This window comes from Cohaesibacter marisflavi (assembly GCF_900115225.1).
GTDB classification, from domain to species: domain Bacteria; phylum Pseudomonadota; class Alphaproteobacteria; order Rhizobiales; family Cohaesibacteraceae; genus Cohaesibacter; species Cohaesibacter marisflavi.
In genome coordinates this window covers 301,076-322,821 of sequence record NZ_FOVR01000004.1, presented here as the reverse complement: position 1 = coordinate 322,821, position 21,746 = coordinate 301,076, and the positions used below count along the sequence as shown (strand labels likewise).

20 protein-coding genes are annotated in these 21,746 nt (G+C 53.8%); 13 read left to right on the top strand and 7 right to left on the bottom strand.

Features of this window, described 5'->3' with window-relative positions:
* The first annotated feature begins 46 nt into the window (after nucleotides 1-46).
* The 3 genes from BM258_RS10425 to BM258_RS10415 all read left to right on the top strand — a co-directional run bounded on the left by BM258_RS10425 (nucleotide 47) and on the right by BM258_RS10415 (nucleotide 3,525).
* On the top strand, nucleotides 47-622 hold the full coding sequence (locus tag BM258_RS10425; protein WP_090071847.1) for a MarR family winged helix-turn-helix transcriptional regulator: 576 nt from the start codon (nucleotides 47-49) through the stop codon (nucleotides 620-622).
* 403 nt (nucleotides 623-1,025) lie between these two features.
* On the top strand, nucleotides 1,026-2,573 hold the full coding sequence (gene guaA, locus BM258_RS10420; RefSeq protein ID WP_090071845.1) for a glutamine-hydrolyzing GMP synthase: 1,548 nt from the start codon (nucleotides 1,026-1,028) through the stop codon (nucleotides 2,571-2,573).
* A gap of 241 nt (nucleotides 2,574-2,814) precedes the next feature.
* Nucleotides 2,815-3,525, top strand: a complete 711-nt coding sequence (locus tag BM258_RS10415; protein ID WP_090071844.1) for an FkbM family methyltransferase — start codon at nucleotides 2,815-2,817, stop codon at nucleotides 3,523-3,525.
* Nucleotides 3,526-3,611: 86 nt separating this feature from the next.
* On the opposite strand, the gene BM258_RS10410 is transcribed toward BM258_RS10415, so the two are convergent.
* The gene (locus BM258_RS10410) at nucleotides 3,612-4,076 is read right to left on the bottom strand and encodes an Lrp/AsnC family transcriptional regulator (RefSeq protein ID WP_090071842.1); all 465 of its coding nucleotides are present in this window, start codon (nucleotides 4,074-4,076) and stop codon (nucleotides 3,612-3,614) included.
* Nucleotides 4,077-4,209: 133 nt separating this feature from the next.
* On the opposite strand from BM258_RS10410, the gene BM258_RS10405 reads away from it, so the two are divergent.
* Nucleotides 4,210-4,629, top strand: coding sequence for a DUF2000 domain-containing protein (locus tag BM258_RS10405; RefSeq protein WP_090071840.1), 420 nt, complete (start codon nucleotides 4,210-4,212; stop codon nucleotides 4,627-4,629).
* Nucleotides 4,630-4,752: 123 nt separating this feature from the next.
* Here the strand turns inward: BM258_RS10405 and BM258_RS10400 are convergent, their stop codons facing one another.
* The 3 genes from BM258_RS10400 to BM258_RS10390 form a co-directional block, all read right to left on the bottom strand.
* A complete protein-coding gene (locus tag BM258_RS10400) occupies nucleotides 4,753-5,301 on the bottom strand; it encodes a L,D-transpeptidase (protein WP_090071838.1) in 549 nt (182 codons plus the stop codon).
* Between the two features lie 199 nt (nucleotides 5,302-5,500).
* The gene (locus BM258_RS10395; RefSeq protein ID WP_090071836.1) at nucleotides 5,501-5,989 is read right to left on the bottom strand and encodes a L,D-transpeptidase; all 489 of its coding nucleotides are present in this window, start codon (nucleotides 5,987-5,989) and stop codon (nucleotides 5,501-5,503) included.
* A 251-nt stretch (nucleotides 5,990-6,240) separates the two neighbouring features.
* The gene (locus BM258_RS10390; RefSeq protein ID WP_090071834.1) at nucleotides 6,241-6,594 is read right to left on the bottom strand and encodes a TraR/DksA family transcriptional regulator; all 354 of its coding nucleotides are present in this window, start codon (nucleotides 6,592-6,594) and stop codon (nucleotides 6,241-6,243) included.
* Nucleotides 6,595-6,979: 385 nt separating this feature from the next.
* Here BM258_RS10390 and BM258_RS10385 point away from each other — a divergent pair, with 385 nt between their 5' ends.
* The 7 genes from BM258_RS10385 (at nucleotide 6,980) to gltX (ending at nucleotide 16,434) form a co-directional block, all read left to right on the top strand.
* Complete coding sequence (locus BM258_RS10385; RefSeq protein WP_090071832.1) at nucleotides 6,980-7,549, top strand: NnrU family protein; 570 nt, start codon at nucleotides 6,980-6,982, stop codon at nucleotides 7,547-7,549.
* A 312-nt stretch (nucleotides 7,550-7,861) separates the two neighbouring features.
* Entirely contained in the window at nucleotides 7,862-8,557 is a 696-nt protein-coding gene (locus tag BM258_RS10380; RefSeq protein WP_090071830.1) for a tetratricopeptide repeat protein, read from the top strand.
* Entirely contained in the window at nucleotides 8,554-9,921 is a 1,368-nt protein-coding gene (locus tag BM258_RS10375; protein WP_090071827.1) for an outer membrane protein assembly factor BamB family protein, read from the top strand. The genes BM258_RS10380 and BM258_RS10375 overlap by 4 nt, the downstream gene beginning before the upstream one ends.
* A 155-nt stretch (nucleotides 9,922-10,076) precedes the next feature.
* Complete coding sequence (der, locus tag BM258_RS10370; protein ID WP_090071825.1) at nucleotides 10,077-11,528, top strand: ribosome biogenesis GTPase Der; 1,452 nt, start codon at nucleotides 10,077-10,079, stop codon at nucleotides 11,526-11,528.
* A 260-nt stretch (nucleotides 11,529-11,788) separates the two neighbouring features.
* Nucleotides 11,789-13,171, top strand: a complete 1,383-nt coding sequence (locus BM258_RS10365) for a class II 3-deoxy-7-phosphoheptulonate synthase (protein WP_090071823.1) — start codon at nucleotides 11,789-11,791, stop codon at nucleotides 13,169-13,171.
* A 218-nt stretch (nucleotides 13,172-13,389) separates the two neighbouring features.
* On the top strand, nucleotides 13,390-15,048 hold the full coding sequence (locus BM258_RS10360) for an NAD+ synthase (protein ID WP_210186721.1): 1,659 nt from the start codon (nucleotides 13,390-13,392) through the stop codon (nucleotides 15,046-15,048).
* A gap of 45 nt (nucleotides 15,049-15,093) precedes the next feature.
* A complete protein-coding gene (gene gltX / locus BM258_RS10355; protein ID WP_090071819.1) occupies nucleotides 15,094-16,434 on the top strand; it encodes a glutamate--tRNA ligase in 1,341 nt (446 codons plus the stop codon).
* Here the strand turns inward: gltX and BM258_RS10350 are convergent.
* Complete coding sequence (locus BM258_RS10350) at nucleotides 16,397-17,503, bottom strand: DUF2865 domain-containing protein (RefSeq protein WP_175528028.1); 1,107 nt, start codon at nucleotides 17,501-17,503, stop codon at nucleotides 16,397-16,399. The genes gltX and BM258_RS10350 overlap by 38 nt on opposite strands.
* A gap of 384 nt (nucleotides 17,504-17,887) precedes the next feature.
* On the opposite strand from BM258_RS10350, the gene BM258_RS10345 reads away from it, so the two are divergent.
* A complete protein-coding gene (locus BM258_RS10345) occupies nucleotides 17,888-18,358 on the top strand; it encodes a flavin reductase family protein (RefSeq protein ID WP_090071815.1) in 471 nt (156 codons plus the stop codon).
* Between the two features lie 90 nt (nucleotides 18,359-18,448).
* Here the strand turns inward: BM258_RS10345 and BM258_RS10340 are convergent, their stop codons facing one another.
* Nucleotides 18,449-20,050 (bottom strand): SulP family inorganic anion transporter, encoded by a 1,602-nt coding sequence (locus BM258_RS10340; protein WP_090071813.1) that lies wholly within the window; start codon nucleotides 20,048-20,050, stop codon nucleotides 18,449-18,451.
* A gap of 275 nt (nucleotides 20,051-20,325) precedes the next feature.
* On the opposite strand from BM258_RS10340, the gene BM258_RS10335 reads away from it, so the two are divergent.
* Complete coding sequence (locus BM258_RS10335) at nucleotides 20,326-20,835, top strand: CreA family protein (protein WP_090071811.1); 510 nt, start codon at nucleotides 20,326-20,328, stop codon at nucleotides 20,833-20,835.
* 25 nt (nucleotides 20,836-20,860) lie between these two features.
* On the opposite strand, the gene BM258_RS10330 is transcribed toward BM258_RS10335, so the two are convergent.
* Nucleotides 20,861-21,721, bottom strand: a complete 861-nt coding sequence (locus BM258_RS10330) for an aminotransferase class IV (protein ID WP_175528027.1) — start codon at nucleotides 21,719-21,721, stop codon at nucleotides 20,861-20,863.
* Nucleotides 21,722-21,746 lie beyond the last annotated feature (25 nt).

Here is a 21,746-nt window from a genome sequence, read left to right as displayed (position 1 = left end):
TATGAGAATATGGTATATTCAAGAATCATAACGAGTGAAATGAAGTATGTCCAAATCTGGTGATGCCATTCAGGTTTCCATGTTCGACAGCTTGCCGGATCTGGCCCCTCAGAAAACCCAGCTCAAGCCTGGAGAGGACGAGGCCAGCGCCAAGCCTGCCAAATCGAAAAAGAAGGTGTCGCCAGCCACGGCGCTTGCCAACGAAGAGGCGTTCACACTCGAGAATTTTCTCCCCTATCGCATTCTCGAAGTGGCCCAGGGCATTTCGCGCCGCATTAGTCGCGTGCTGCATGATGAGTGGGATATGAGCATAGCCGAATGGCAGGTGCTTGCCAGTTTGGCGCGGGATGGCGCTGTTTCCGTGCGCGAGATCGAGCCGCGCACCTTGCTCGATACCGTCGCCGTTTCCCGTGCGGCCAAGCGGTTGACGGATCGCAAATTCATCAAGCGCGACGTGAACAAGCAGGACAAGCGGCTTGTGGTGCTCAAGACCACGAAGAAGGGCCGCGATATTGCGTCTGAAATTGGTCACTATGTGATGGACATGGAGATCGAGTTTCTGAAAGGCATGAATGTGCAGGACCGCATTCGTCTTTCCCAGCTGCTGAAATCCTTGCGCTAAGGTGTCTCCCTTCTTTGGCCTTTTTTGCGTTGTTTCTTCTGAGCTGATGGTGGTCTGAGGTTCGGCTGGAGTTCCTGCGCATGTTGATGCTGTTTTCCCTATTGCTCCTCTTTTTGCGCTTGAGTTTGTGGCTCCTGATCCTTGCTGCAAATATTCTGATCCTGATGGTCTTTTTGTCGATTGCTATGGGCGGCTGATGGGCGAACGATCGGTTTGGGGCGGATTTCCATGCTCTTTGGCTAAGTGAGACGCTTCTGCACTTGGAAAAATCGGCATTTTTGGCCGTGCACCCATGCAAAAAGCCGTATGAGAGATTGCCTTTGCCATGGCTTCAGCATAAGAGGGGGGAATAATTTTACTAAGGCTGTTTTGGCCAGCTTTTAGGCTTTAGGGAAAGGGACGCATGACGGACAAGATTCTCATTATCGACTTTGGATCTCAGGTCACTCAGCTTATTGCCCGACGGGTACGCGAAGCGGGGGTCTATTCCGAGATTGTGCCATTTCAGAGCGCGGAACAGGCTTTCAACGAGATCAAGCCAGACGGTATCATTCTCTCGGGTGGGCCAGCATCAACCGTAGACATCGGTTCCCCCCGAGCGCCACAGGCAATCTTCAGCGCAGGCATTCCCATTCTGGGCATTTGCTATGGCGAGCAGGCGATGTGTCTGCAACTTGGAGGTACGGTTGAAAGCCCTGATCACCGCGAATATGGGCGCGCCTTTGTTACCGTGAAGGAAAAGAGCCCGCTGTTTGATGGTGTTTGGGATCTTGGCACGAGCCATCAGGTCTGGATGAGCCACGGTGACCGGGTTGACGGTCTGCCCGCCGGCTTTGAGGTCGTTGCAACATCTGAAGGGGCCCCATTTGCAGCGATTGCTGACGAAGAGCGCCGTTTCTATGGTGTGCAGTTCCACCCTGAAGTGGTGCATACACCAGATGGCGCGCAGCTGCTCTCCAACTTCGTGCATAAGATCTGTGGCTGTGAAGCGGACTGGTCCATGGCGCAGTTCCGTGCTGCTGCTATCAAGCGCATTCAGGATCAGGTTGGTGACAAGAAAGTCATCTGCGGCCTCTCTGGTGGCGTCGACTCATCTGTCACGGCTGTGTTGATCCATGAAGCAATCGGCGATCAGCTGACTTGTATCTATGTGGACTCAGGCCTGATGCGCCAGAATGAGAGCGAGCAGGTGGTCGGTCTCTTCCGTGAGCATTACAATATTCCATTGGTGCATGTGGATGCCTCCGAGATCTTCATTTCCGCTCTTGAAGGGCAGACAGACCCCGAGCGCAAACGCAAGATTATCGGCGGCCTGTTCATCGATGTGTTTGAAGATGAAGCCAATCGCATCGGCGGGGCGGATTTTCTGGCTCAGGGCACGCTTTATCCGGATGTGATTGAATCCGTGTCCTTTACCGGCGGACCTTCGGTGACCATCAAGTCGCACCACAATGTGGGCGGTTTGCCAGAACGCATGAATATGGAATTGGTCGAGCCTCTACGTGAGTTGTTCAAGGACGAGGTTCGTGCTCTTGGGAAAGAACTCGGGTTGCCTGCAAGTTTTGTCGGGCGTCATCCGTTCCCGGGGCCGGGGCTTGCCATTCGCTGCCCGGGCGGTATCTCACGCGAGAAGCTGGAGATCCTGCGTCAGGCCGATGCGATCTATCTCGATGAGATCCGCAAGGCTGGTCTCTATGATGCCATCTGGCAGGCCTTTGCGGTTCTGCTTCCGGTTCAGACCGTGGGTGTCATGGGCGATGGTCGCACCTACGAATTCGTATGCGCCTTGCGCGCGGTCACTTCGGTTGATGGCATGACCGCTGATTTCTACCATTTCGATATGGATTTCCTTTCCAAGGCAGCAACCCGCATCATCAACGAGGTGAAGGGCATCAACCGCGTGGTCTATGATGTGACCTCCAAGCCTCCCGGAACGATTGAGTGGGAATAAGACCGAGAGTGGCAAGGTATCGCATGGAGGATGCGACAATGTCTTGCCTATCTTTGGAACTATAGGTGATGTATAGGGCTATCCAGTTTCGTCTATTGCACGACTCTGGATGGCCCTTTTTTGGAGGGGCGGCGCTTATGGCCTGCCGAAGCCGGGATAAAGTGCCGTTTTGCTTATTCAGCTGGACTGTTTAATCTCGATATTCTAGCTGTATATGCTTACTATTGGTCTTGGGGGGGGAATGGTGTCGCAAAACTCAATATGGTTCAGGCTCAAAAGAAGGGCCAAGAAGCTGCTGGCAAAACCGGGCAAGCTTTATCGTCGTCATATTCGCAAAGATGCATTCACCCGTGAAGTAGACCGTTGGTTTGCCGATCATGGGGATGAGACCCTCAGGTTGGATTATCCCGACCTCACTAGGGATTCGATTGTGTTTGACTTGGGCGGTTATGTTGGAGACTTTGCTGACGCCATCAATGATAAATATGGCTGCAAGGTTTATCTCTTCGAACCTCATCCGGACTTCTACAACAAGTGTGTAGAGCGCTTCAAAGATAACAATCAGATCGTTCCTCTGAATTATGGCGTGGCTGATGTCGATGGCAGTTTTGAGCTTTCCGATAGTGTTGATGGGTCTTCTTTCCTCAACTGCGAACATGAAGGCAAGCAGACCGTTCGCTGCGAAGTGCGCGCGTTTGACCGTGTCATTCAGGATCTTGGAGTGGATGAGATCGATCTCATGAAGATCAACATTGAAGGAGGGGAATTTCCTCTGCTCGAATATCTGGCACATCATGAGATGCTTTCGATTGCCAAGGATTATCAAATCCAGTTTCACACCTTTATCAAGGGGGCCAAAAGCAAGCGGGACGGCATCGTTGATGCTTTGTCAAAGACCCATGAAAGAAGCTGGTGCTACACGTTCGTTTGGGAAAATTGGCATAGAAAATAGGTCTGGCTAGCAGAGTATGGGAAAGGGCGGTTTGTAGCCCTTTTCACCTCCTTTCCCCCTTTTTAACTCGTGGCGGATGACTTGTTTCACTGCCCCAGCGGATAGCCATCGAAGGGCTTGATTTCTCGCAGTACCATGGATGACTGCATTTCCTTGATGCGGGGCAGTCGGCGGATTTCGTCCATGGCGAAATCTGCGTAATGATCAAGATCCTTGGCGACCACCTGCAAGAGAAAGTCGGCATCTCCTGCAAGGCTATAGCAGGCCACCACGCTCTCAAGAGTTTGCACCTGACGGGCGAATAGCTCGGATTCTTCCTCACTGTGGCTGTCGATTTTTACGCGGATGAAAGCCAGTACGCCCAAGCCAATGGCGCGTCGGTTGATGCGGGCTGAATAGCCCTCAATGACGCCGCTGTCTTCCAACTGCCGAACCTTGCGCCAGCAGGGGGATGTGGAGAGGCCAACCTCTTCGGCGAGGGCCTGATTGGTCAGCCTGCCATCTTCTTGCAAGGCTTTGAGGATGCGTGTGTCGGCAGGAGAATGGCTCACGGTAGGTTCTCTCTATATTGGTTGAGTGTTGGGTAGGTTCTACCGTATATTGGCACAAAATTGCAATTAAAGGCAGGAAATTTCTGGGTTGCACGGGTAGACTTGGCCAAAAGTCAAAGGAGGCTTATTGACCATGAAGAGTGATTTACGTGTTGCCATCATCATCAATCCAGACATGCCTGTCGGTCTGATTGCCAATACCGCCAGTGCCATTGCAATCGGGCTGGGGGGCAATCAGCCGATTCTGGCCGCGCGCAGTCTTACCGATAATGTCGGGCGGACGATCGATGTCAGTTCACGTTTGCCTGTCCCCATTTTGCAGGCTTCGCAAGAGACTATCGGAGATTTGTTGCTGAAGGCTCTTGAGAAAAAGCATGAGGATGCGCATGTCGTTCCTTTCCCGGCCTTTGCCCGGTCGCTGCACGCCTATGCCGACTATGAGACTTCATTTCCGGATCGGAATCTGGCTGAAGAGGAGATTGACGGGCTCGGGTTGGTCGGGCCATCAAAATGGATAAGATCTCTGACCGGTTCGCTCAAACTGTTGCGCTAGGAAGAGCTGACTAAGGACGATTGGGTAAAAAGAAAGCGCGGCCTTTGGGAGGAATCGCAGGTCGCGCTTCTTAATGTCTCCTTGAGGAGGAGGCCCCGGGAGGAGGTGGGGCAGGAGACATGTCTAGTTGGAAATGACCACCTTGGCTGATTTCATGCCGCCAGCTGATTTGATTAGTTTAAAGAGGATCTTCGCATTGTCAGGGTGCAGACGGACACAGCCGTGAGAGGCCGGGCGGCCGAGGCGCTTAATGGATGTCGTGCCGTGAATGGCCCAGCCCTTGTGAAAGAAAACCGCGTAAGGCATTGGCGCATTGTTGTATTTTCTTGAGCGCCACATGGTATGCATACGGTAGGGGGCATATTCGCCCCTCGGGGTGTAGTAGCCTTGGCGTGCCGTGGAGACCTTCCAGCTGTGCGTGATTAGTCCGTTGACATAGACATTCATGCGCTGTTCGGAAATGTCGATTTTTGCGATGATGGGCTTTTCTGGCGGGGTCTTTTTCTCGGAGGCGGTTTCTCCAAGCAAGCGTAACTCGCCGGTGATCGGCTGGCTCTTTGGTGCTGCGATGATGGTTGCTTCTTGGGGCGTAGCAGACGATGTGGTTGCCAGAGCCTGACAGCTTAATAGCGTCAAACAAGCCAGACTTATCATTACTCGTTGCAGCATCATGATCTCAATCCCGTCATGAGAAGTATCTCGCGTTACTTCCAGTTTTGGTGCCAGATCTTAAAATTCTTCTAGCTGACGGGTTGGGAGACCGGATTTGAATTAAATTTTAGATATTAAGGTAAAGGATTGGTTGCGGTGCTTGCTCCGCCGCTTTGCTGAAGTGCTCGTCATGCGGCAGGAGCTCTCGGACCTATTCTATTTAGTGAATAAATACACGCGTATTATTCTTGCCGTTCACGTCTACCAGTTCATAAAGCTGTTTGGCATTGTCCGGATCCAGACGAATGCAGCCGTGAGAGGCTGGTGTGCCCAGAGATTTCACTGCCGAAGTTCCATGAATGGCATAGCCGCGGTAGAAGAAGATGGAGTAAGGCATTGGCGCATTATTATATTCTTTTGACCGGTAGGTTTCATACATACGGGTCGGACGATAGAGCCCTTCAGGGGTATCAAAGCCCTCGCGTGCAGAAGAAATGGGCCAAGTGTATTTTTTCCAGCCATTGATTGAGACGAACATTTTCTGCTTGGCAAGATCAACACGTATCTGGATCTCGTCATTGACCGTCGCGAAGCTGGGAGTTGCTCCCAAAAGAGCGGTCAGCATCAGCCCCAAGGCAGCAGTCTTGCTCAGTGGAGTGAATATTTTGGTCTTGAGGTAAGAAATCAACGAATGGCCCAGCGCCAGCATGATGATGCCCCTTTTAGGAAAACTGAAATCTTCAATGAAACCTGTGTTTGCGCCAGAAAAGGGAATCAATTGAAAGATTCGAGGCGGCAAACCCGATAAATTTAAGCGAAGATTACTTATTTCCTTCGGAATAAGAAGATCTCTTGAAGCGGTATAAGGGTTTTACCCAAGAAAAAAATGGAAAGTGTATCTTTTGCGTCTCACTGGATGCGCTTGTGGTTGGCGCTTTTGTGCGAGACTTGCGCCTTTGCCTATTTTTTTGCCTTTTCTTTCTTGGCAGCGCATTCGACGCAAAGGGTCGCGGTCGGGTCTATTTCCAGACGCTTGAGGGGTATCTCGGCATCGCACTCAATGCAATAACCAAAGTCGCCGCTTTCAAGACGTTCAAAGGCCTTTTCAATTTTCTGAAGCGCCAGCGCGCGACGGCGCTCTGTTTCTTTGGCCATGGCCTGACTTTGCAGGGCATCCATGCGCGAAAGGCGACCAACGCTTTGTTGGTCGAGGGCCACCACATCTCTGGACTCTTTCGACAAGTCGCTCAATGCTGCGATTTCGATGCGCTTTCCTTCCAATAGCTCCATTGCTGTCTTGGGAGAAATAGGCATAGGTCGCTCCTTTTGTTGCGGCACCGCATACCGATGCCGTCGGTAACAAAATTTTCCTTAGAAAGCTGGCTTGATGAAATCCTGCGCAAAGAAGAGCCTCACAAGCGCAAAAATTTCACAACGAGAGCGTGCGGCAGTTATCTGCCAAGGTCAATGCTTTTATTGTAGCCTCTATTCTATAGAATGACTGTACAACCTGCATGAAGGACACAAGGTCGCAGCTGGCGCTTGTTATTCCTTATTTTGTTCTGCCTTGGCATGAATTCTCTTCCGTGTTTGACTTTTATTATGGGGCACGCTACCGCTGATCTGATTTAGGTGGTTTCCCGTAAGTAGGGTGCCGATTTTTATTGTGTCGCGCATTTTTCAGGAGTTGAGTGGACGTATGGTTTTATTGCTGGTGGGGATTGCCCTTTTTCTTGTCATCCATTTGGTGCCTCAGAAAGCCGAACTGAAAGATGGTTTGACCCTTCGCTTTGGTGTGATGGGATATCGCATGTTTCACGGCGTGGTTGCGCTTGTTGCTGTCGGGCTGATCTATGTCGGATATTTTGCGGCCAAAGGAACCTTTATTCTCTGGTATCCGCCGATCTGGACAAAGCACCTTGCTGCGACGCTGATGTTGATCGCTTCCATTCTGGCTTTCTCGGGGGCTTTTTCGGGCAAGATAAAGCAGAAGCTTACGTCTCCCTTCTCGATTGCCATCAAAACATGGGCTTTTGCCCACTTGCTGGCGAATGGTTCTCTTTCTGATCTGATTCTGTTTGGATTCTTTCTCTTCTTTGGCGTGAGCTATCGCATTTCCCTCAAGCGCCGCATCGCGGCCGGGCGTGTTACCATTCCGGAAGGCCGAGTGAGTCAGGATATTTGGGCCATTTTGCTCGGGCTTGCCTTCTATGCCGCCATGATTTTCGGTGTACATGAATGGCTCTTTGGCGTCAGTCCGCTGTTTTGATGCGGATAGATCGGTTTTCTTTGACCAAAAGATCGCTCTGATCCAAATGCAGCCATGATTGATGGGCAAAGAAAGAATCCTGTCAGCTTTGAAGCACTTTTGTCGGGAAAATCGGGGTAATATCAGGTTATTTGCCCTAACTCTGGGGGTTTTTCCGGTTTTTCCCGCTTGCGAGTGGGCTTGCGCCGCATTGCATGATTGCGTCATGTGTTGGGACCGGCTAATGTCCCGCAACAGAAACGGAATATTGGTCTGCCTTTCGGGCAGTCGAAGAGAAAGTCTGCCGGCCCGATTGTCCGGCGCAAGCGAGGAATGATGTCTGAGTCCGATTTTATCCGTGAAGTCGATGAAGAGCTGCGCCATGAGCAGATCAAGAGCATGTGGGACAAGTTCGGCCCCTATGTGATCGGCTTTGCTCTTCTGATCGTTTTGGGAACTGCAGCGGACAAGGGCTATGAATATTGGCGCCAGACACAGGCTGCCAAGGCAGGGGATGCCTTCATTCATGCGCTCAGCCTTTCTGAAGACGGCAAAAAGGATGAGGCGCTCGCGGCGCTTGAACAAATCAAGGCTGAAGGGTCAGGTGGATATCCGCTGCTCGCCGAGATGCGTATCGCCTCTGAAAAGGCTGCCAGTGGCGATGTCGACGAAGCGATTGCTCTTTTCAAGGATGCAGCCAACAATCCTGATGTTCAGCCTGTTATCCAGAGCCTTGCGCGCATCCGCGCCAATGTTCTGATGCTCAATCAGGGCAAGGCCGATGAAGTCATCAACGAGCTGACCGGCTTTATGGATAACAATGGTTTCCGTCATTCAGCCAGAGAGCTGGTGATGCTGGCCTATCTGGAAAAGCAGGATTATGCTCAGGCCATGCCGATCGCAGAGCGGATTTCGCAGGATGCGGAAACCCCGCCTGAAATGCGTCAGCGCGCTGAAGTTTATGTAATTTATATCCGCTCTCAATTTGAAGAAGGCGGAGAAAGCACTGCCAAGGAGGCTGCTGAATGAGACCTGCATCAGGTGTGAAAACCGAAACGCGTTCTCTGGCATATGCCGGCAAGGCCGCAATGGTGGCTCTTGTGCTCGGTTTGGCAGGCTGTTCCAGCGTGACTGATTTTGCAAGCGACGTGAATCCATTCAAGACACCGGAAGAAGTCTTGCCGGGCGAGCGGCAGTCGCTGTTTGACACCGCTGCTGTTGCCAAGGTGGAAGATACTTCGCCGGTATCCATTCCGGGGGCTGTCGATTTCTCTTCCTGGTCTCAGGCCGGTGGTCCGACGACCAACAATCCACCGAACGTCTCTTTTAGCGGGCAGGGTGCTCGCGTATGGAGCGCCAATGCCGCCATTCGCGGTGGTGACTCTGACGAGCGCGCCGCGGCGCGCCCTGTGTCTGTTGGTGGACGGGTTGCTGTTTATAGCCCTGACGGGGCTGTCTCCCTTTATAATGCCTCCAATGGTGGCCGCATCTGGAATGTCTCTGTAAGGCCCCAGAATGAAAAAGGCGTGTCTATTGGTGGTGCTGTGACCATGGATAGCGCGCGCGTTTTTGCAGCGACCGGTTTTAGCGAGCTTGTTGCGTTGGATGCTGGCAGCGGTCGCCGCCTCTGGACATTCCAGCTTGATGCGCCCGCGCGAGGGGCTCCGGTTGTTGTCGGCAATACGGTCCTTGCCGTTTCGGCTACAAACTCCCTGTTTGCCGTCAATGTTTCTGATGGCGGTGAGCTCTGGACGTTTGAGGGTATTCCTCAGGGAACCGGTCTGATGGGATCTGGCGCGCCTGCTGTTAGTGGCAACACGGTTCTGTTTTCCGGCACCTCTGGCGAGCTTGTGGCGCTGGATATCAAGTCGGGTGAAATGCGTTGGTCTGACACCATCGTTCAGGGTACCCGTCGTTACGCGATCTCTGGTATCTCGGCGATCGCCGGTGGTCCGGTCGTCTCTGACGGTATTGTCTATGCGTCGAGCGTAAGCGGCAACACGATTGCCCTGCGGGTGCGCGACGGCGAGCGGATCTGGGACAGGTCTTTGGGCTCGGTGCATGCTCCTGTCGTTGCAGGCAACAGCATATTCGTTGTCGATCTGGATGACCGGATTGTCGCTCTTAACAAGAAAACCGGTAAAATTCGCTGGTCAAGCCAGCTGCCTTCGGTTAGAAGCAAGAAGAAAAGTACGAGTTGGGCCGGTCCGGTGTTGGCTGGCAGTCGCCTTTGGGTGACATCCAACGACGGAAAACTGGCCGCTGTGGACCCGAAAAACGGGAGCATAGTGCTCACCAGAGACATCAAGGATCCCGTCTTTATCGCCCCAATTGCCGTGAGTGGTCGTTTGATCATGCTGAGCGGATCGGGTCGTCTGTCCGCTTATAACTAGAGGCTCCCTCTTTTTTAGCGGTTGGGAAACCTTAGGAATTCATTGGTAACCCCGGAGTTGCTTTGCGGCTCCGGGGTGCCGTGCTATTTAGAGGATAGGGCTTCGCAGCATCTTTTGCGGGGCCAACCTCATTCGATCTGTTTGGACGAAGTGAAATGAAACTGAATGTAGCCATTGTGGGTCGCCCCAATGTTGGCAAATCCACGCTGTTCAACCGCTTGGTTGGCAAGAAGCTGGCGCTCGTTGATGACCGTCCGGGGGTTACCCGTGATCGGCGCGAGAGCGAGGTGCAGCTGGGCGATCTGCATATCAACATCATCGATACTGCCGGTTTGGAAGTGGCCGAAGAGGATGCGCTGGAAACACGCATGCGCCTGCAGACTGAAGAAGCCATCGGTATGGCCGATGTGGTTCTTTTCATGATGGATGCGCGCGCCGGCACAACTCCGATGGACGAGCATTTTGCCGCCATGGTGCGCAAGGCAGGCAAACCTACCATATTGCTGGCCAACAAGTCCGAAGGCAAAGCCTCTGACGCCGGATATTATGAAGCCTTTTCGCTTGGTCTGGGTGAGCCTATGCCGCTCTCTGCCGAGCATGGCATCGGCATGGCGGATCTTTATGAAGAACTCGTCAAGTATGATGAGGAAAAGAGAGCCAAACTCGGCAGTGATGAAGCCGATGCCATTGAGGCAGCTCTTGCTGAGGACGATGGCCCACTGGTGGATGTCGACATCGAGGATGACGAGTCCGAGGCTCCGCTCTATGATCCGACGAAGCCCTTGCGGGTAGCTATTGTCGGGCGTCCGAATGCGGGCAAGTCGACGCTCATCAACAATCTCATCGGCGAAGATCGCCTGTTGACCGGACCGGAAGCGGGCATTACGCGCGACTCCATCTCGGTGAACTGGGAGTTCCGAGATCGCAAGTTCAAGCTGTTTGATACTGCTGGCATGCGGCGCAAGGCGCGTGTGCAGGAGAAACTTGAGAAGCTTTCCGTCTCTGATGCGCTGCGCTCGATCCAGTTTGCCGAAGTGGTGATTGTGACGCTGGACGTGACCAAGCCGTTTGAGAAACAGGATCTGCAGATTGCCGATCTTGTCGGCCGGGAAGGGCGCGCAATTGTTATTGCTCTTAACAAGTGGGATCTTGTCGAGAAACCGCAAGAGATGATGGCCGAGCTGCGCGAGAAGGCAACGCGCCTTCTGCCGCAGATGCGCGATGTGCCGCTTGTTCCGGTTTCCGGTCTGACGGGCAAGAATCTGGATCGGCTGATGAAGTCGGTGCTTGATATTTATGAAGTTTGGAACCGCCGTGTTTCCACTTCCCGTCTCAACCGCTGGCTCAATGGTGCAACGCAAGGCCATCCGCCTCCAGCCGTTGGTGGTCGTCGTATCAAGGTGCGCTATGTCACCCAGATCAAGACGCGCCCGCCGACCTTTGTGGTCATGTGTTCCCGTCCGGACGACCTGCCAGATAGCTATCAGCGCTATTTGCTCAATGATTTGCGCGATACGTTTGATATTCCTGCCGTACCGGTGCGTATGTTGATGCGTAAGGGGGATAACCCCTATGCAGCAAAAGCAGCCAAACGGAAGATTTACTAGCAGCTCTTTCGAGTTTTTGTCCGAAATGATCCTGCTTTTGTAATATCTATGAATTTCGCTCTATTAGTTTGTCATTTTGTGACCAATTGATGACGCATTTTTTCATAGATTTGCGCAAACTTCTGTGGCATCGCTCTGCCTTGATGTGTATAACATCTTCGCCGACCCCTTTGTTTACGATCCTCTCGTGAGATCAGTGGGGTCGGTTTATTTTACAGACCTGTATTTACAGGCGTTCAGCAGAGTGAAAAGAGGACAAAATGAGCAAGACCTGGACACCGGACAGCTGGAGATCAATGCCGATCCAGCAGGTGCCGGATTATCCCGATGCCGAAGCAGTAGCCGCTGTCGAAAGCACGCTTGCCACTTATCCGCCTTTGGTCTTTGCTGGCGAGGCGCGCAAATTGCGTAAGCAGTTGGCGCGAGTTGCTGAAGGTGAAGGGTTCCTGCTTCAGGGCGGCGATTGCGCTGAAGCATTCGTGGAACATCATCCTGACAATATTCGCGATTTCTTCCGTGTGTTCCTGCAAATGGCAGCCGTTCTGACTTTTGCCGCCGCTTCTCCGGTGGTCAAGGTTGGCCGTATTGCTGGTCAGTTCGCCAAGCCGCGTTCCTCGCCGACAGAGACTGTTGACGGTGTGGAACTGCCAAGCTATCGAGGCGATATCATCAACGAGACCGGATTTAACAGCGATTCACGCGTACCAGATCCACAGCGCATGATCATGGCTTATCGCCAGTCAGCGGCAACGCTGAATCTGCTGCGTGCCTTTGCCCAGGGTGGGTATGCCAATCTGGATCATGTGCATCAGTGGACAATGGATTTCCTCAAAGATAGTCCGCAAGGCCCGCGTTATCGTGAGTTGGCCGACCGCATCACCGAGGCCATGGATTTCATGCGTGCCTGCGGTGTTGAGCCTTCCAAGACAGAAAGCCTGCGCTCCACGGACTTCTTCACCAGCCATGAAGCCTTGTTGCTCGGGTATGAGCAGGCCTTCACGCGCGTCGATTCGACCACCGGTCTGCATTATGCCACCTCTGGCCATATGCTCTGGATTGGTGACCGCACGCGCCAGATCGATCATGCGCATGTTGAATTCTTCCGCGGTATTGAAAATCCGATCGGTTTGAAATGCGGTCCGAGCATGACGCCTGACGAGCTGCTTCGCCTCATCGACGTACTCAATCCGGACAATGAAGCCGGTCGGCTGACGCTGATTACGCGTTTTGGGGCTGACAAGGTCTTTGACCATCTGCCAAATCTTGTCAAAGCGGTTAAACGTGAAGGGCACAAGGTGCTGTGGTCCTGCGATCCGATGCATGGCAACGTTGTCAAGGCAGCTAATGGCTACAAGACCCGCCCGTTCGAGCGCATTCTGAAAGAGGTTGAGAGCTTCTTTGCGGTGCATCGGTCAGAGGGGACTTACCCTGGCGGTGTGCATGTTGAGATGACGGGCAAGAATGTCACGGAATGCACCGGTGGTGCCCATGCCATTTCAGAGGATGACTTGTCAGATCGCTACCATACGGTTTGCGATCCGCGTCTCAATGCGGATCAGTCTCTTGAACTGGCTTTCCTGATTGCCGACAATATCAAGAAGCACCGTGCCAGCCTCGATGCAAGCGAAATTGCGCCTTACTAAAGGCGCTTCCTGATTCCATTCATGAAAGCCCGGCACTCTGTCGGGCTTTTCTTTTGCCGGAATTGTTTGTGAGTGGCCTTGAAAACTGGAATGCGTCAAATAGGATAGCTGCTTTGGTCACTTTACATTGGATTATCGCATTCTCTGGCTTTATATCTTTAGTCGAGAGTTTGTAAGCTCCTCGCTTCAATAACACTATTGCAATACAGGATCGCGCCGTGACCGAAAGACTTGTTTTCAGCCTTGCTCAACTCAATCCCCATCTGGGGGATATTGCGGGTAACGCCGAAATGGCCCGCGCTGCTCACAAGGTCGCTGCCGAACAAGGCGCGGATTGTCTGGTGCTCAGTGAGCTGTTCATCTCAGGCTATCCGCCTGAAGATCTCGTTCTGAAGCCAGCCTTTCAGGATGCCTGTCGTGAGCAGGTGGAAAAGCTTGCCGAATTGACTGAAGGCGACGCTCCGGCCATCCTGATTGGCTCGCCATGGGTGGACGGAGAGCGGCTTTATAACGCTGTTTGTCTTCTGGACAATGGCGAAGTGCAGGCGGTGCGCTACAAGGCCGATCTGCCGAACTATGGTGTGTTTGACGAAAAGCGCGTGTTCGCCGCAGGCCCGATGCCGGGACCGATCAACTTGCGCGGCGTGGCTGTTGGTGTGCCCATCTGTGAGGATATCTGGGATATCGAGGTTTGCGAATGTCTCGCCGAGACGGGCGCTGAGCTTCTGGTGGTACCCAATGGGTCGCCCTTCAATCTGGATAAATGGGAAGTGCGTCAACAGGTTGCAATCCAGCGCGTGATCGAAACGGAGCTGCCGCTGGTTTATCTCAATCAGGTTGGCGGGCAGGATGAACTGGTGTTTGACGGTGCTTCCTTTGCGTTGAATGGCGACCGTTCGCTGGCCATGCAGATGGTTGGTTTTGCCGAGGATCAACAGGTTCTCGTTGCCGAGCGCATCGATGGCAAATGGATGCTTTCCGGCCCGATCGAGCCGGTGATGGACCGCGATGCAAGCGCTTGGTCTGCCTGCATGCTGGGGCTGCGTGATTATGTCAACAAGAACCGTTTCCCCGGCGTTGTGCTTGGTCTCTCCGGCGGTATCGACTCGGCAATCTGCGCAGCGCTGGCTGTGGATGCTCTTGGTGCGGATCGTGTGCATTGTGTGATGCTGCCATATCGCTACACATCCGGTGAGAGCCTCAAAGATGCTGCTGATTGCGCCAAGGCGCTTGGCGTGCGCTATGATGTCGTTGATATCGTCAAGCCGATGGAAGGCTTCTCGGAAGCTCTGTCTGGCCTGTTTGAGGGCACAGACGAGGGCGTGACGGAAGAAAACCTTCAGTCCCGTGCGCGTGGCACCATTCTGATGGCCGTATCGAACAAATTCGGCAATATGGTCGTAACCACGGGCAACAAGTCTGAAATGTCCGTTGGCTATGCCACGCTTTATGGCGACATGAATGGCGGCTTCAATCCGATCAAAGATCTCTACAAGATGGCGGTCTACCATCTTTCTGCATGGCGTAACCAGCACAAGCCCGACGGGGCTTTGGGGCCTGCAGGGGAGGTCATTCCGGCCAATATCATTTCCAAGGCACCGACAGCGGAATTGCGTGAGAACCAGACCGATCAGGACAGTTTGCCTGAATATCCGGTTCTGGACGACATTCTGGAATGCCTCGTCGAGAAGGAAATGGGCATCGAGGAAATCGTCGAGCGAGGCCATGCTCCAGATCTGGTGCGCCGCATCGAACATCTGCTTTATATCGCCGAATATAAGCGCCGCCAGTCTGCGCCGGGCGTCAAGCTCAGTGAGAAGAATTTCGGTCGCGACCGGCGCTATCCAATCACCAACGGGTTCCGTGACAGAGGCTGATAGCGCCCGTCAAACCCGCAATATCAATTTAAGGAAGTCTGCCTGATGGCTGAAATCGTTCGTTTCGCTCCGTCTCCGACGGGAAATATTCATATCGGCAATGCGCGTCCGGCGCTGATCAACTGGCTGGTAGCGATGAAGACCGGCGGTCAATTCATCTTGCGCTATGATGACACCGATCAGGAACGGTCTCGAAAGGAATATGCAGACAATATCGCCGAGGATCTGGCTTGGCTTGGCGTGAAGCCCGATCGGGTCGAACGTCAATCCGAACGCATGGGCGTTTACGACACGGTTGCCAAGAAGCTCAGGGATCTGGGCCGGCTTTATGCTTGTTATGAAACGCCTGACGAGCTGGACCGGAAACGCAAGCGCCAGCGTGCACGTGGTCTGCCGCCGGTTTATGATCGCTCGGCCCTAAAGCTGACTGAAGAGCAGATTGCCGCTTATGAGGCCGAGGGCCGCAAGCCCCATTGGCGCTTTTTGCTCGATCAGAAAACCATCAGCTGGGAAGATGGCATTCGCGGTTCTCAGAGCATCGAGTGCGATAGTGTGTCTGACCCGGTTCTGATCCGCGCCGATGGCACCTATCTTTACACGCTGCCCTCGGTGATTGACGACATCGACATGGGGGTTTCCATGATCATTCGCGGAGATGACCATGTGACCAACACGGCGGTTCAGATCCAGCTGTTTGAAATCTTGTCTGGCAAGAGCCCGAAATTTGCCCATCACAATCTGATTATCAATGCCAGCGGTGAGGGGCTGTCCAAGCGGCTTGGATCGCTCTCTATCCGGCAGATGCGGGAAGAAGGCTATGAGCCACTGTCCGTTGCGATTTTTGCTGTTCTGAATGGGACTTCTGAGTCTGTTCAGCCGCTGGCGGATATGGAAGCTCTGGCTGACTTGTTTGCACTCGACAAGGTATCGCGCTCTTCATCCAAGTTCGATATGGCCGATCTCAATCATCTCAATGCGCGCATTCTGCATGAGACGGATTATTCAGTCGTGTCTGATCGTTTGTCTGCCCTTGGTGTCGAGGGAGGCGAAGCCTTTTGGCAGGCTGTGCGCGGTAATATCGAGCGGTTGCCTGATGTCAAAGACTGGTGGTCCATCGCCCATGACGGTTTGCCAGATGATGCTGTCGAGAAATCGGATGAAGACGCCGAATTCTATGCCAAGGCGCTTGAGCTGCTGCCGTCTGAGCCTTGGGATGCAACCACCTGGAAAAGCTGGACATCTGCTCTCAAGGCTGAAACCGGCAGAAAAGGGAAGTCCCTCTTCATGCCGTTGCGCGTGGCTTTGACCGGTCGCTCGCATGGGCCGGAGCTGGCGTCATTCCTGCCGATTATTGGTTACCAAAGAAGCGTGGACCGACTATCCTGATCGAACGCCCATCAGCAGTGCGGACCGAATTGGCGTCCGCACTGACTTCAGGCGGCTGATAGGGTTCGAACTTCATGCCATAGCGCGCCAGTGCCTGAGTATCGGGATCAACCATTGCGGTCTGCTTGGGCGAAGGGAATGGCACAAGTGGAGCGGCCGGTGTACTCTGGCGCGGCGGCGCCGGTGTGAACTGTGGCGTCATGGCCTGCGCGCGTGGGCGGTCGCTGTTGGAGATGGAGGCCATCTGGCTTGCCGGAGCCTGACAGGAGCAGCCCGGCACATATTCCTGCTTGTAAAGATAGGCTGTTTCCAGCGCCTGATAAGGCTGGCCAGAGAGGGACACCATGTCGTCAGGGCTCTCGCCGGGATTGTGATAGACAAACAATTCCGCATCCGTGCCCGGGCAGCTGGATTGGCACATCTGGGCATCCCGCTGGAAGCCATTCTGGGTGGTGGAGAAGCTGATGGGGAAGAAGAAACCATCACAGGCTCGCACACATACCGTGCGGAAGGTGCCAACCTGCGGAATATCATAGTCCCTTAGATTATATTCACGCACGGAGCCGCCGCCATTGCCAAACAGGGATCCGAACAGGCCGCGCCGTTGTTGGCGTACTGGCTGCGCAAATTGCTGATATTGTTCGCCGCAACCGGCGCGGGCCAGCTGGGTGAGAATTTGCGCTTTCCTCTGGCCTGTATTGTCGGGCGGAGGGGCATAGCGGTTGCGTTTTTGTTCCAGAGCGGCCAGATTGCGTTTCATCTTGTCGATGCGTTTGACCAGCGCCGGACAGGAGGCCTTGGGCGTTCTGCGGAACAGGAAGATGTTGCCACCAAAGCAGGCATCGCGCTTGGCGCGCGCCTGAGCATTATCCAGTTCAGCCTGCTGCTTGTGAACTGCAGCATCGATTTTTTGATAGTTTCTTGATGAGGTCAGGCCGCCACCGCGCTGGAGCCGTGCGAGGTCGCCCTCCAGCTGCGCACAAATCTGATCGTTTGACGACCAGGAGGTTTGGGCCTCTACAGGGAGCGTTGCCCAGAATGTAGCAACAAACAGTCCGGCTAAACTCACGCGCCTTTTCATCTTTGGTCCCAAATTCATGGCCTCTGACAGATCGATTAAAGGGGGCCGCCTCACCAAACGCATCATGTGCAGGCGGATCGTTCGGGGGAAGCAAAATTCCGCTTTTCTGCTCCAGAATCACCTCCGATTGAGGCGAAATTATAGTCATATTTTCGTGCATGTCCTTTGACAACCAAGGAATTTTCGCAAAATTTGCAATTGATTATGACTCTCACAACAAAATGCAAAGTGGTTTCCCCGCCAAGGCGCAGGAAATCCGCGGTTTTTCCTTGTCCTGCTATGGGAAACTACGCTAAGAGACCGGTGGAAATTGAAGGGCTCTGAGCAGGCAGCGAGCCGTTCCGTCTTTTATGGTTTTGTTTGGATAGGTTCATGATTGAAGCAACAGAGTTTCGTAAGGCGCTCGGACGTTTTGCGACCGGTATAGCCATCGTTACGACTATGGATGACAGGGACGCGCCCGTGGGGCTAACCGTCAACAGCTTCAATTCCGTTTCGCTTGATCCGCCTTTGGTGCTTTGGTCGCTTGACAAGAGCTCCAACCAAATGGATGCCTTCTGCAGTAGCGGCTTTTATGGTGTGAGCATTCTGGCGCACGATCAGCAACTGGCTTCCAACCTTTTTGCTGCCATGGCCGAGGATCGTTTCGAGAAGGTCGAATGGAGCGCAGGGCAAACCGGCGCGCCTCTGATTGACGGGGCTCTGGCACGGATCGACTGCAAGACGGAGCAAATCATTGAAGGGGGCGATCACGTCATTCTGCTTGGTCGGGTGGTCGATATTGCCGTGTCCGAGGGCGATCCGCTTGTTTATTACGGCGGCGGCTATCGCGCGCTTGCCTAACCTCTTGATGAGGCTTTGTAGGATTAAAAAACCTCCCGGAAAGCTGAGCTTTCCGGGAGGTTTCTTTTGGTTTGAAACTGGCGGTGAAGCCTAGCTTTGCGGCTGCGGCACCGGCTTCTTGCCGAACATTTCTGCGTAATCCACGGCAACCTCATAATGTGGGTCTTCGATAACGGAGACTTCGACGAACTTGTCTGCTTTTTGCAGCAGATTTTTGCAGTCCGTAGAGAGATGACGCAGGTGCAGCTTCTTGCCCTGTTCTTCATATTTGGTGGCCAGTGAATCAATGGCCTGAAGGGCCGAATGGTCCCAAACGCGGGCGCCCATGAATTCGATTACCACATCTTCGGGATCGGATTTCGGGTCGAATTGTTCGTTGAAGCTGGCGATGGAGCCAAAGAAAAGCGGGCCGCGCAACTCATAGACCTTCCAGCCATGTTCTTCGGTGCTGACGCTCACATCTATGCGTTTGGCCGCCTGCCAGGCAAAGACGAGCGCCGAGACGATGACACCAACGATCACGGCAACGGCAAGGTCGGAATAGACCGTAACGGCGGTGACCAGCAGAATGACAAAGGCATCATGACGCGGGATCTTGGTCATGATCTGCAGACTGCGCCAGGCGAAGGTGCCGATGACAACCATGAACATGACGCCAACCAATGCTGCCAGCGGGATCTGCTCGATGAGGCCTGAGGCAAACAGGATGAAGGCCAGCAGGAACAGCGCCGCCGAGATGCCAGACCAACGCGTGCGCCCACCTGACTTCACATTGATCATCGACTGGCCGATCATGGCGCAGCCGCCCATGCCGCCGAAGAAGCCTGTGACAATGTTGGCCGTGCCCTGAGCAACGCATTCCTTGGACGCACCGCCATGGGTATCGGTCATTTCAGCAACGAGATTGAGCGTCAGCAGGCTTTCGATGAGACCGACAGCTGCCAGAATGGCCGCATAGGGGATGATGATCTGCAGGGTTTCCAGATTGATAGGCACCATCGGAATATGGAATTCCGGCAGGCCGCCAGCGATCTGGGCCATGTCACCGACACGAGGGATATCGAGATTGAAGCCAATCACGATCAATGAAACTGCGACAATGGCCAACAGGGGCGCCGGGATTGCCTTGGTAACTTTGGGGGCCAGCCAGATGATGCCCATGGTGACGACAACGAGGCCGAGCATGATGTAAAGCGGTGTGCCTGTCATCCAGACGAGGGAGCCGGAGGCATCCTTGACCTTGAACTGGCTGAGCTGGGCAAGTCCGATGACAATGGCAAGGCCGTTCACGAAGCCGAGCATCACCGGATGGGGCACCATGCGAATGAATTTGCCCCAGCGCAACACGCCGGCAAGGATCTGGAAAATGCCCATCAGGATGACCGTGGCAAAGAGATATTCAACGCCGTGGGTGACAACCAGAGAGATCATGACAACCGCAAGGGCGCCTGTTGCACCGGAGATCATGCCCGGGCGGCCGCCCAGAACGGCAGTGATGAGGCCAACGATAAAGGCTGCATACAGTCCGACGAGTGGATGGACTTGCGCCACGAAGGCAAAGGCAACGGCTTCTGGCACGAGCGCCAGGGCGACGGTCAGGCCGGACAGAGTGTCTGTCTTGAGCTGCTTGGGAGACAAATCAAAACGGAAACGTTCGCGCAGGCCATCCGCAGAGGAGGTCTGTGTGTTCATGGTTCTTTCCTAGCGGGGATTGAGGAGAAGGACCCAAAAGGTGCTTCGAAAAATACGTATTAATTCTAATAATTCGAGCGTTTTTAACGTATACGCCCGGAAATGGCAAGTAAAGGCGCCTCATTTTCGCTTGCATAGCAGGCTTGCGCCTCGATTTTTCCAAGATGCTTCCCTATATCAGCTTCAGTGTCTCGTAGAGGTAGCGATGTGCATTGGCATCTACCGAGCGGACAGGCCACAATGGTCGCAAACTGATTCTAAAACGGGATTTTATTATGCTTCGCATATTGATGGGTGTCGGTCTAGCTGTTGTCATGAGCGTTTCGGCTACGTTCGCTGCCGAGGAGCCGGAATTGATTTTCAAGAAGTCAACGGTCTGGAAGCTTCTCACGCCTGACCACAAATTGGCGACCTACGCGATTGATGATCCTCTGGTTGAAGGGGTGGCTTGCCACTATACCGTGCCGGAAAAGGGGGGCGTGTCTGGCATGCTTGGCGTTGCCGAAGAAGTGTCGGATATCTCGTTGGCCTGTCGTCAGGTTGGCCCGGTTACCTTCAAGGAGAAATTCGAGCAGGGTGAAGAAATGTTCGAGCAGCGCCGGTCGCTTTTCTTCAAGAAGATGCGTATCGTGCGTGGTTGTGATAAGACCCGTAACGTGCTGGTTTATCTGAGCTATTCAGACAAGCTGATTGAGGGCAGCCCGAAAAACTCAACTTCCACGGTGCCCATCATGCCATGGGGAGATCATGAAGCCCCGCGCTGTGAAGACTGGCTGGATGATTGATCAGCTCTGATTGGACTTTGTGCGCTTAGATGGTAACCCCGGTTAGCTTGGCAACATAGTCTCTCATGTGCGTTTGCAGTTGTGAGATGGGATCATCGGGCGCAGCAGTATAAGCGTGATCATCCCATGCGGTGACCCGACGAATGAAGCGAAGGCTGTTGGTCATGAAGAGGCCATCAGCCTTTTTTATGTCCTCAGGAGAGAGAGAGGCTTCGGTTGCCACAAAGCCCCATTGCGGCGCCAGTGTCAGCAGCTGTTGGCGCACAATACCGGGTAACACACCGTCGGAGACGGGCGGTGTCGTCAGGCGGTTGCCATGAAGGGAGAAGAGATTGCCGATGGTGGTGCAGGCAATCTTGCCCTCCGTGTTGAGTAAGAGAGCATCGCTGACCCCTGCCTGTTCGGCCTGTTGAGCGGCGGCGACATTGTCGAGATAATTATTGCTCTTGATGCTGGCGGTGAGGGACTGTGCGTTGCGTCGGATGATGCTAGTGGCAAGGCTCATGTCTTGAAAGGCAAGACCATCGGGCAAGGGCGCCAGCGTCGCCAGAAGGGTTGGGCGAGCCTCCTCCGGGGGCAGGAGCCCGCGTCCACCGCTGCCGCGAGAGAGGGCAATTCTCAAAATGGCATTGGCCTCTGACGACAATGCTGCAAGTTGGCTAACTGTGTGTTCCAGCATGACAGGGTCCAAGGACATCTCCAGACGGTTGGCGCTTTGGGTAAGGCGCGCTCTGTGCTCTTGCCACCAAAGCGGCGCCCCATGCAAGACAGGCAAGGTTTCAAACAGGCCATCACCAAGCAGAAAGCCGCGATCTGATGCAGAAAGCGAGACGTCGTCACAAGCCTCATCGATATAAAGGGTGCCGTTCAGCATTGTCGCTTTCATGATGGAACGCCTTTCCTTTGGTTGC

What these genes read in the sequence shown, in the direction of transcription:
- BM258_RS10425 (WP_090071847.1), top strand. Translation starts at nt 47, where the DNA reads ATGTCCAAATCTGGTGATGCCATTCAGGTTTCCATGTTCGACAGCTTG.
- guaA (WP_090071845.1), top strand. Translation starts at nt 1,026, where the DNA reads ATGACGGACAAGATTCTCATTATCGACTTTGGATCTCAGGTCACTCAG.
- BM258_RS10415 (WP_090071844.1), top strand. Translation starts at nt 2,815, where the DNA reads ATGGTGTCGCAAAACTCAATATGGTTCAGGCTCAAAAGAAGGGCCAAG.
- BM258_RS10405 (WP_090071840.1), top strand. Translation starts at nt 4,210, where the DNA reads ATGAAGAGTGATTTACGTGTTGCCATCATCATCAATCCAGACATGCCT.
- BM258_RS10400 (WP_090071838.1), bottom strand. Translation starts at nt 5,301, where the DNA reads ATGATGCTGCAACGAGTAATGATAAGTCTGGCTTGTTTGACGCTATTA.
- BM258_RS10395 (WP_090071836.1), bottom strand. Translation starts at nt 5,989, where the DNA reads ATGCTGGCGCTGGGCCATTCGTTGATTTCTTACCTCAAGACCAAAATA.
- BM258_RS10390 (WP_090071834.1), bottom strand. Translation starts at nt 6,594, where the DNA reads ATGCCTATTTCTCCCAAGACAGCAATGGAGCTATTGGAAGGAAAGCGC.
- BM258_RS10385 (WP_090071832.1), top strand. Translation starts at nt 6,980, where the DNA reads ATGGTTTTATTGCTGGTGGGGATTGCCCTTTTTCTTGTCATCCATTTG.
- BM258_RS10380 (WP_090071830.1), top strand. Translation starts at nt 7,862, where the DNA reads ATGATGTCTGAGTCCGATTTTATCCGTGAAGTCGATGAAGAGCTGCGC.
- BM258_RS10375 (WP_090071827.1), top strand. Translation starts at nt 8,554, where the DNA reads ATGAGACCTGCATCAGGTGTGAAAACCGAAACGCGTTCTCTGGCATAT.
- der (WP_090071825.1), top strand. Translation starts at nt 10,077, where the DNA reads ATGAAACTGAATGTAGCCATTGTGGGTCGCCCCAATGTTGGCAAATCC.
- BM258_RS10365 (WP_090071823.1), top strand. Translation starts at nt 11,789, where the DNA reads ATGAGCAAGACCTGGACACCGGACAGCTGGAGATCAATGCCGATCCAG.
- gltX (WP_090071819.1), top strand. Translation starts at nt 15,094, where the DNA reads ATGGCTGAAATCGTTCGTTTCGCTCCGTCTCCGACGGGAAATATTCAT.
- BM258_RS10345 (WP_090071815.1), top strand. Translation starts at nt 17,888, where the DNA reads ATGATTGAAGCAACAGAGTTTCGTAAGGCGCTCGGACGTTTTGCGACC.
- BM258_RS10340 (WP_090071813.1), bottom strand. Translation starts at nt 20,050, where the DNA reads ATGAACACACAGACCTCCTCTGCGGATGGCCTGCGCGAACGTTTCCGT.
- BM258_RS10335 (WP_090071811.1), top strand. Translation starts at nt 20,326, where the DNA reads ATGCTTCGCATATTGATGGGTGTCGGTCTAGCTGTTGTCATGAGCGTT.
- BM258_RS10330 (WP_175528027.1), bottom strand. Translation starts at nt 21,721, where the DNA reads ATGAAAGCGACAATGCTGAACGGCACCCTTTATATCGATGAGGCTTGT.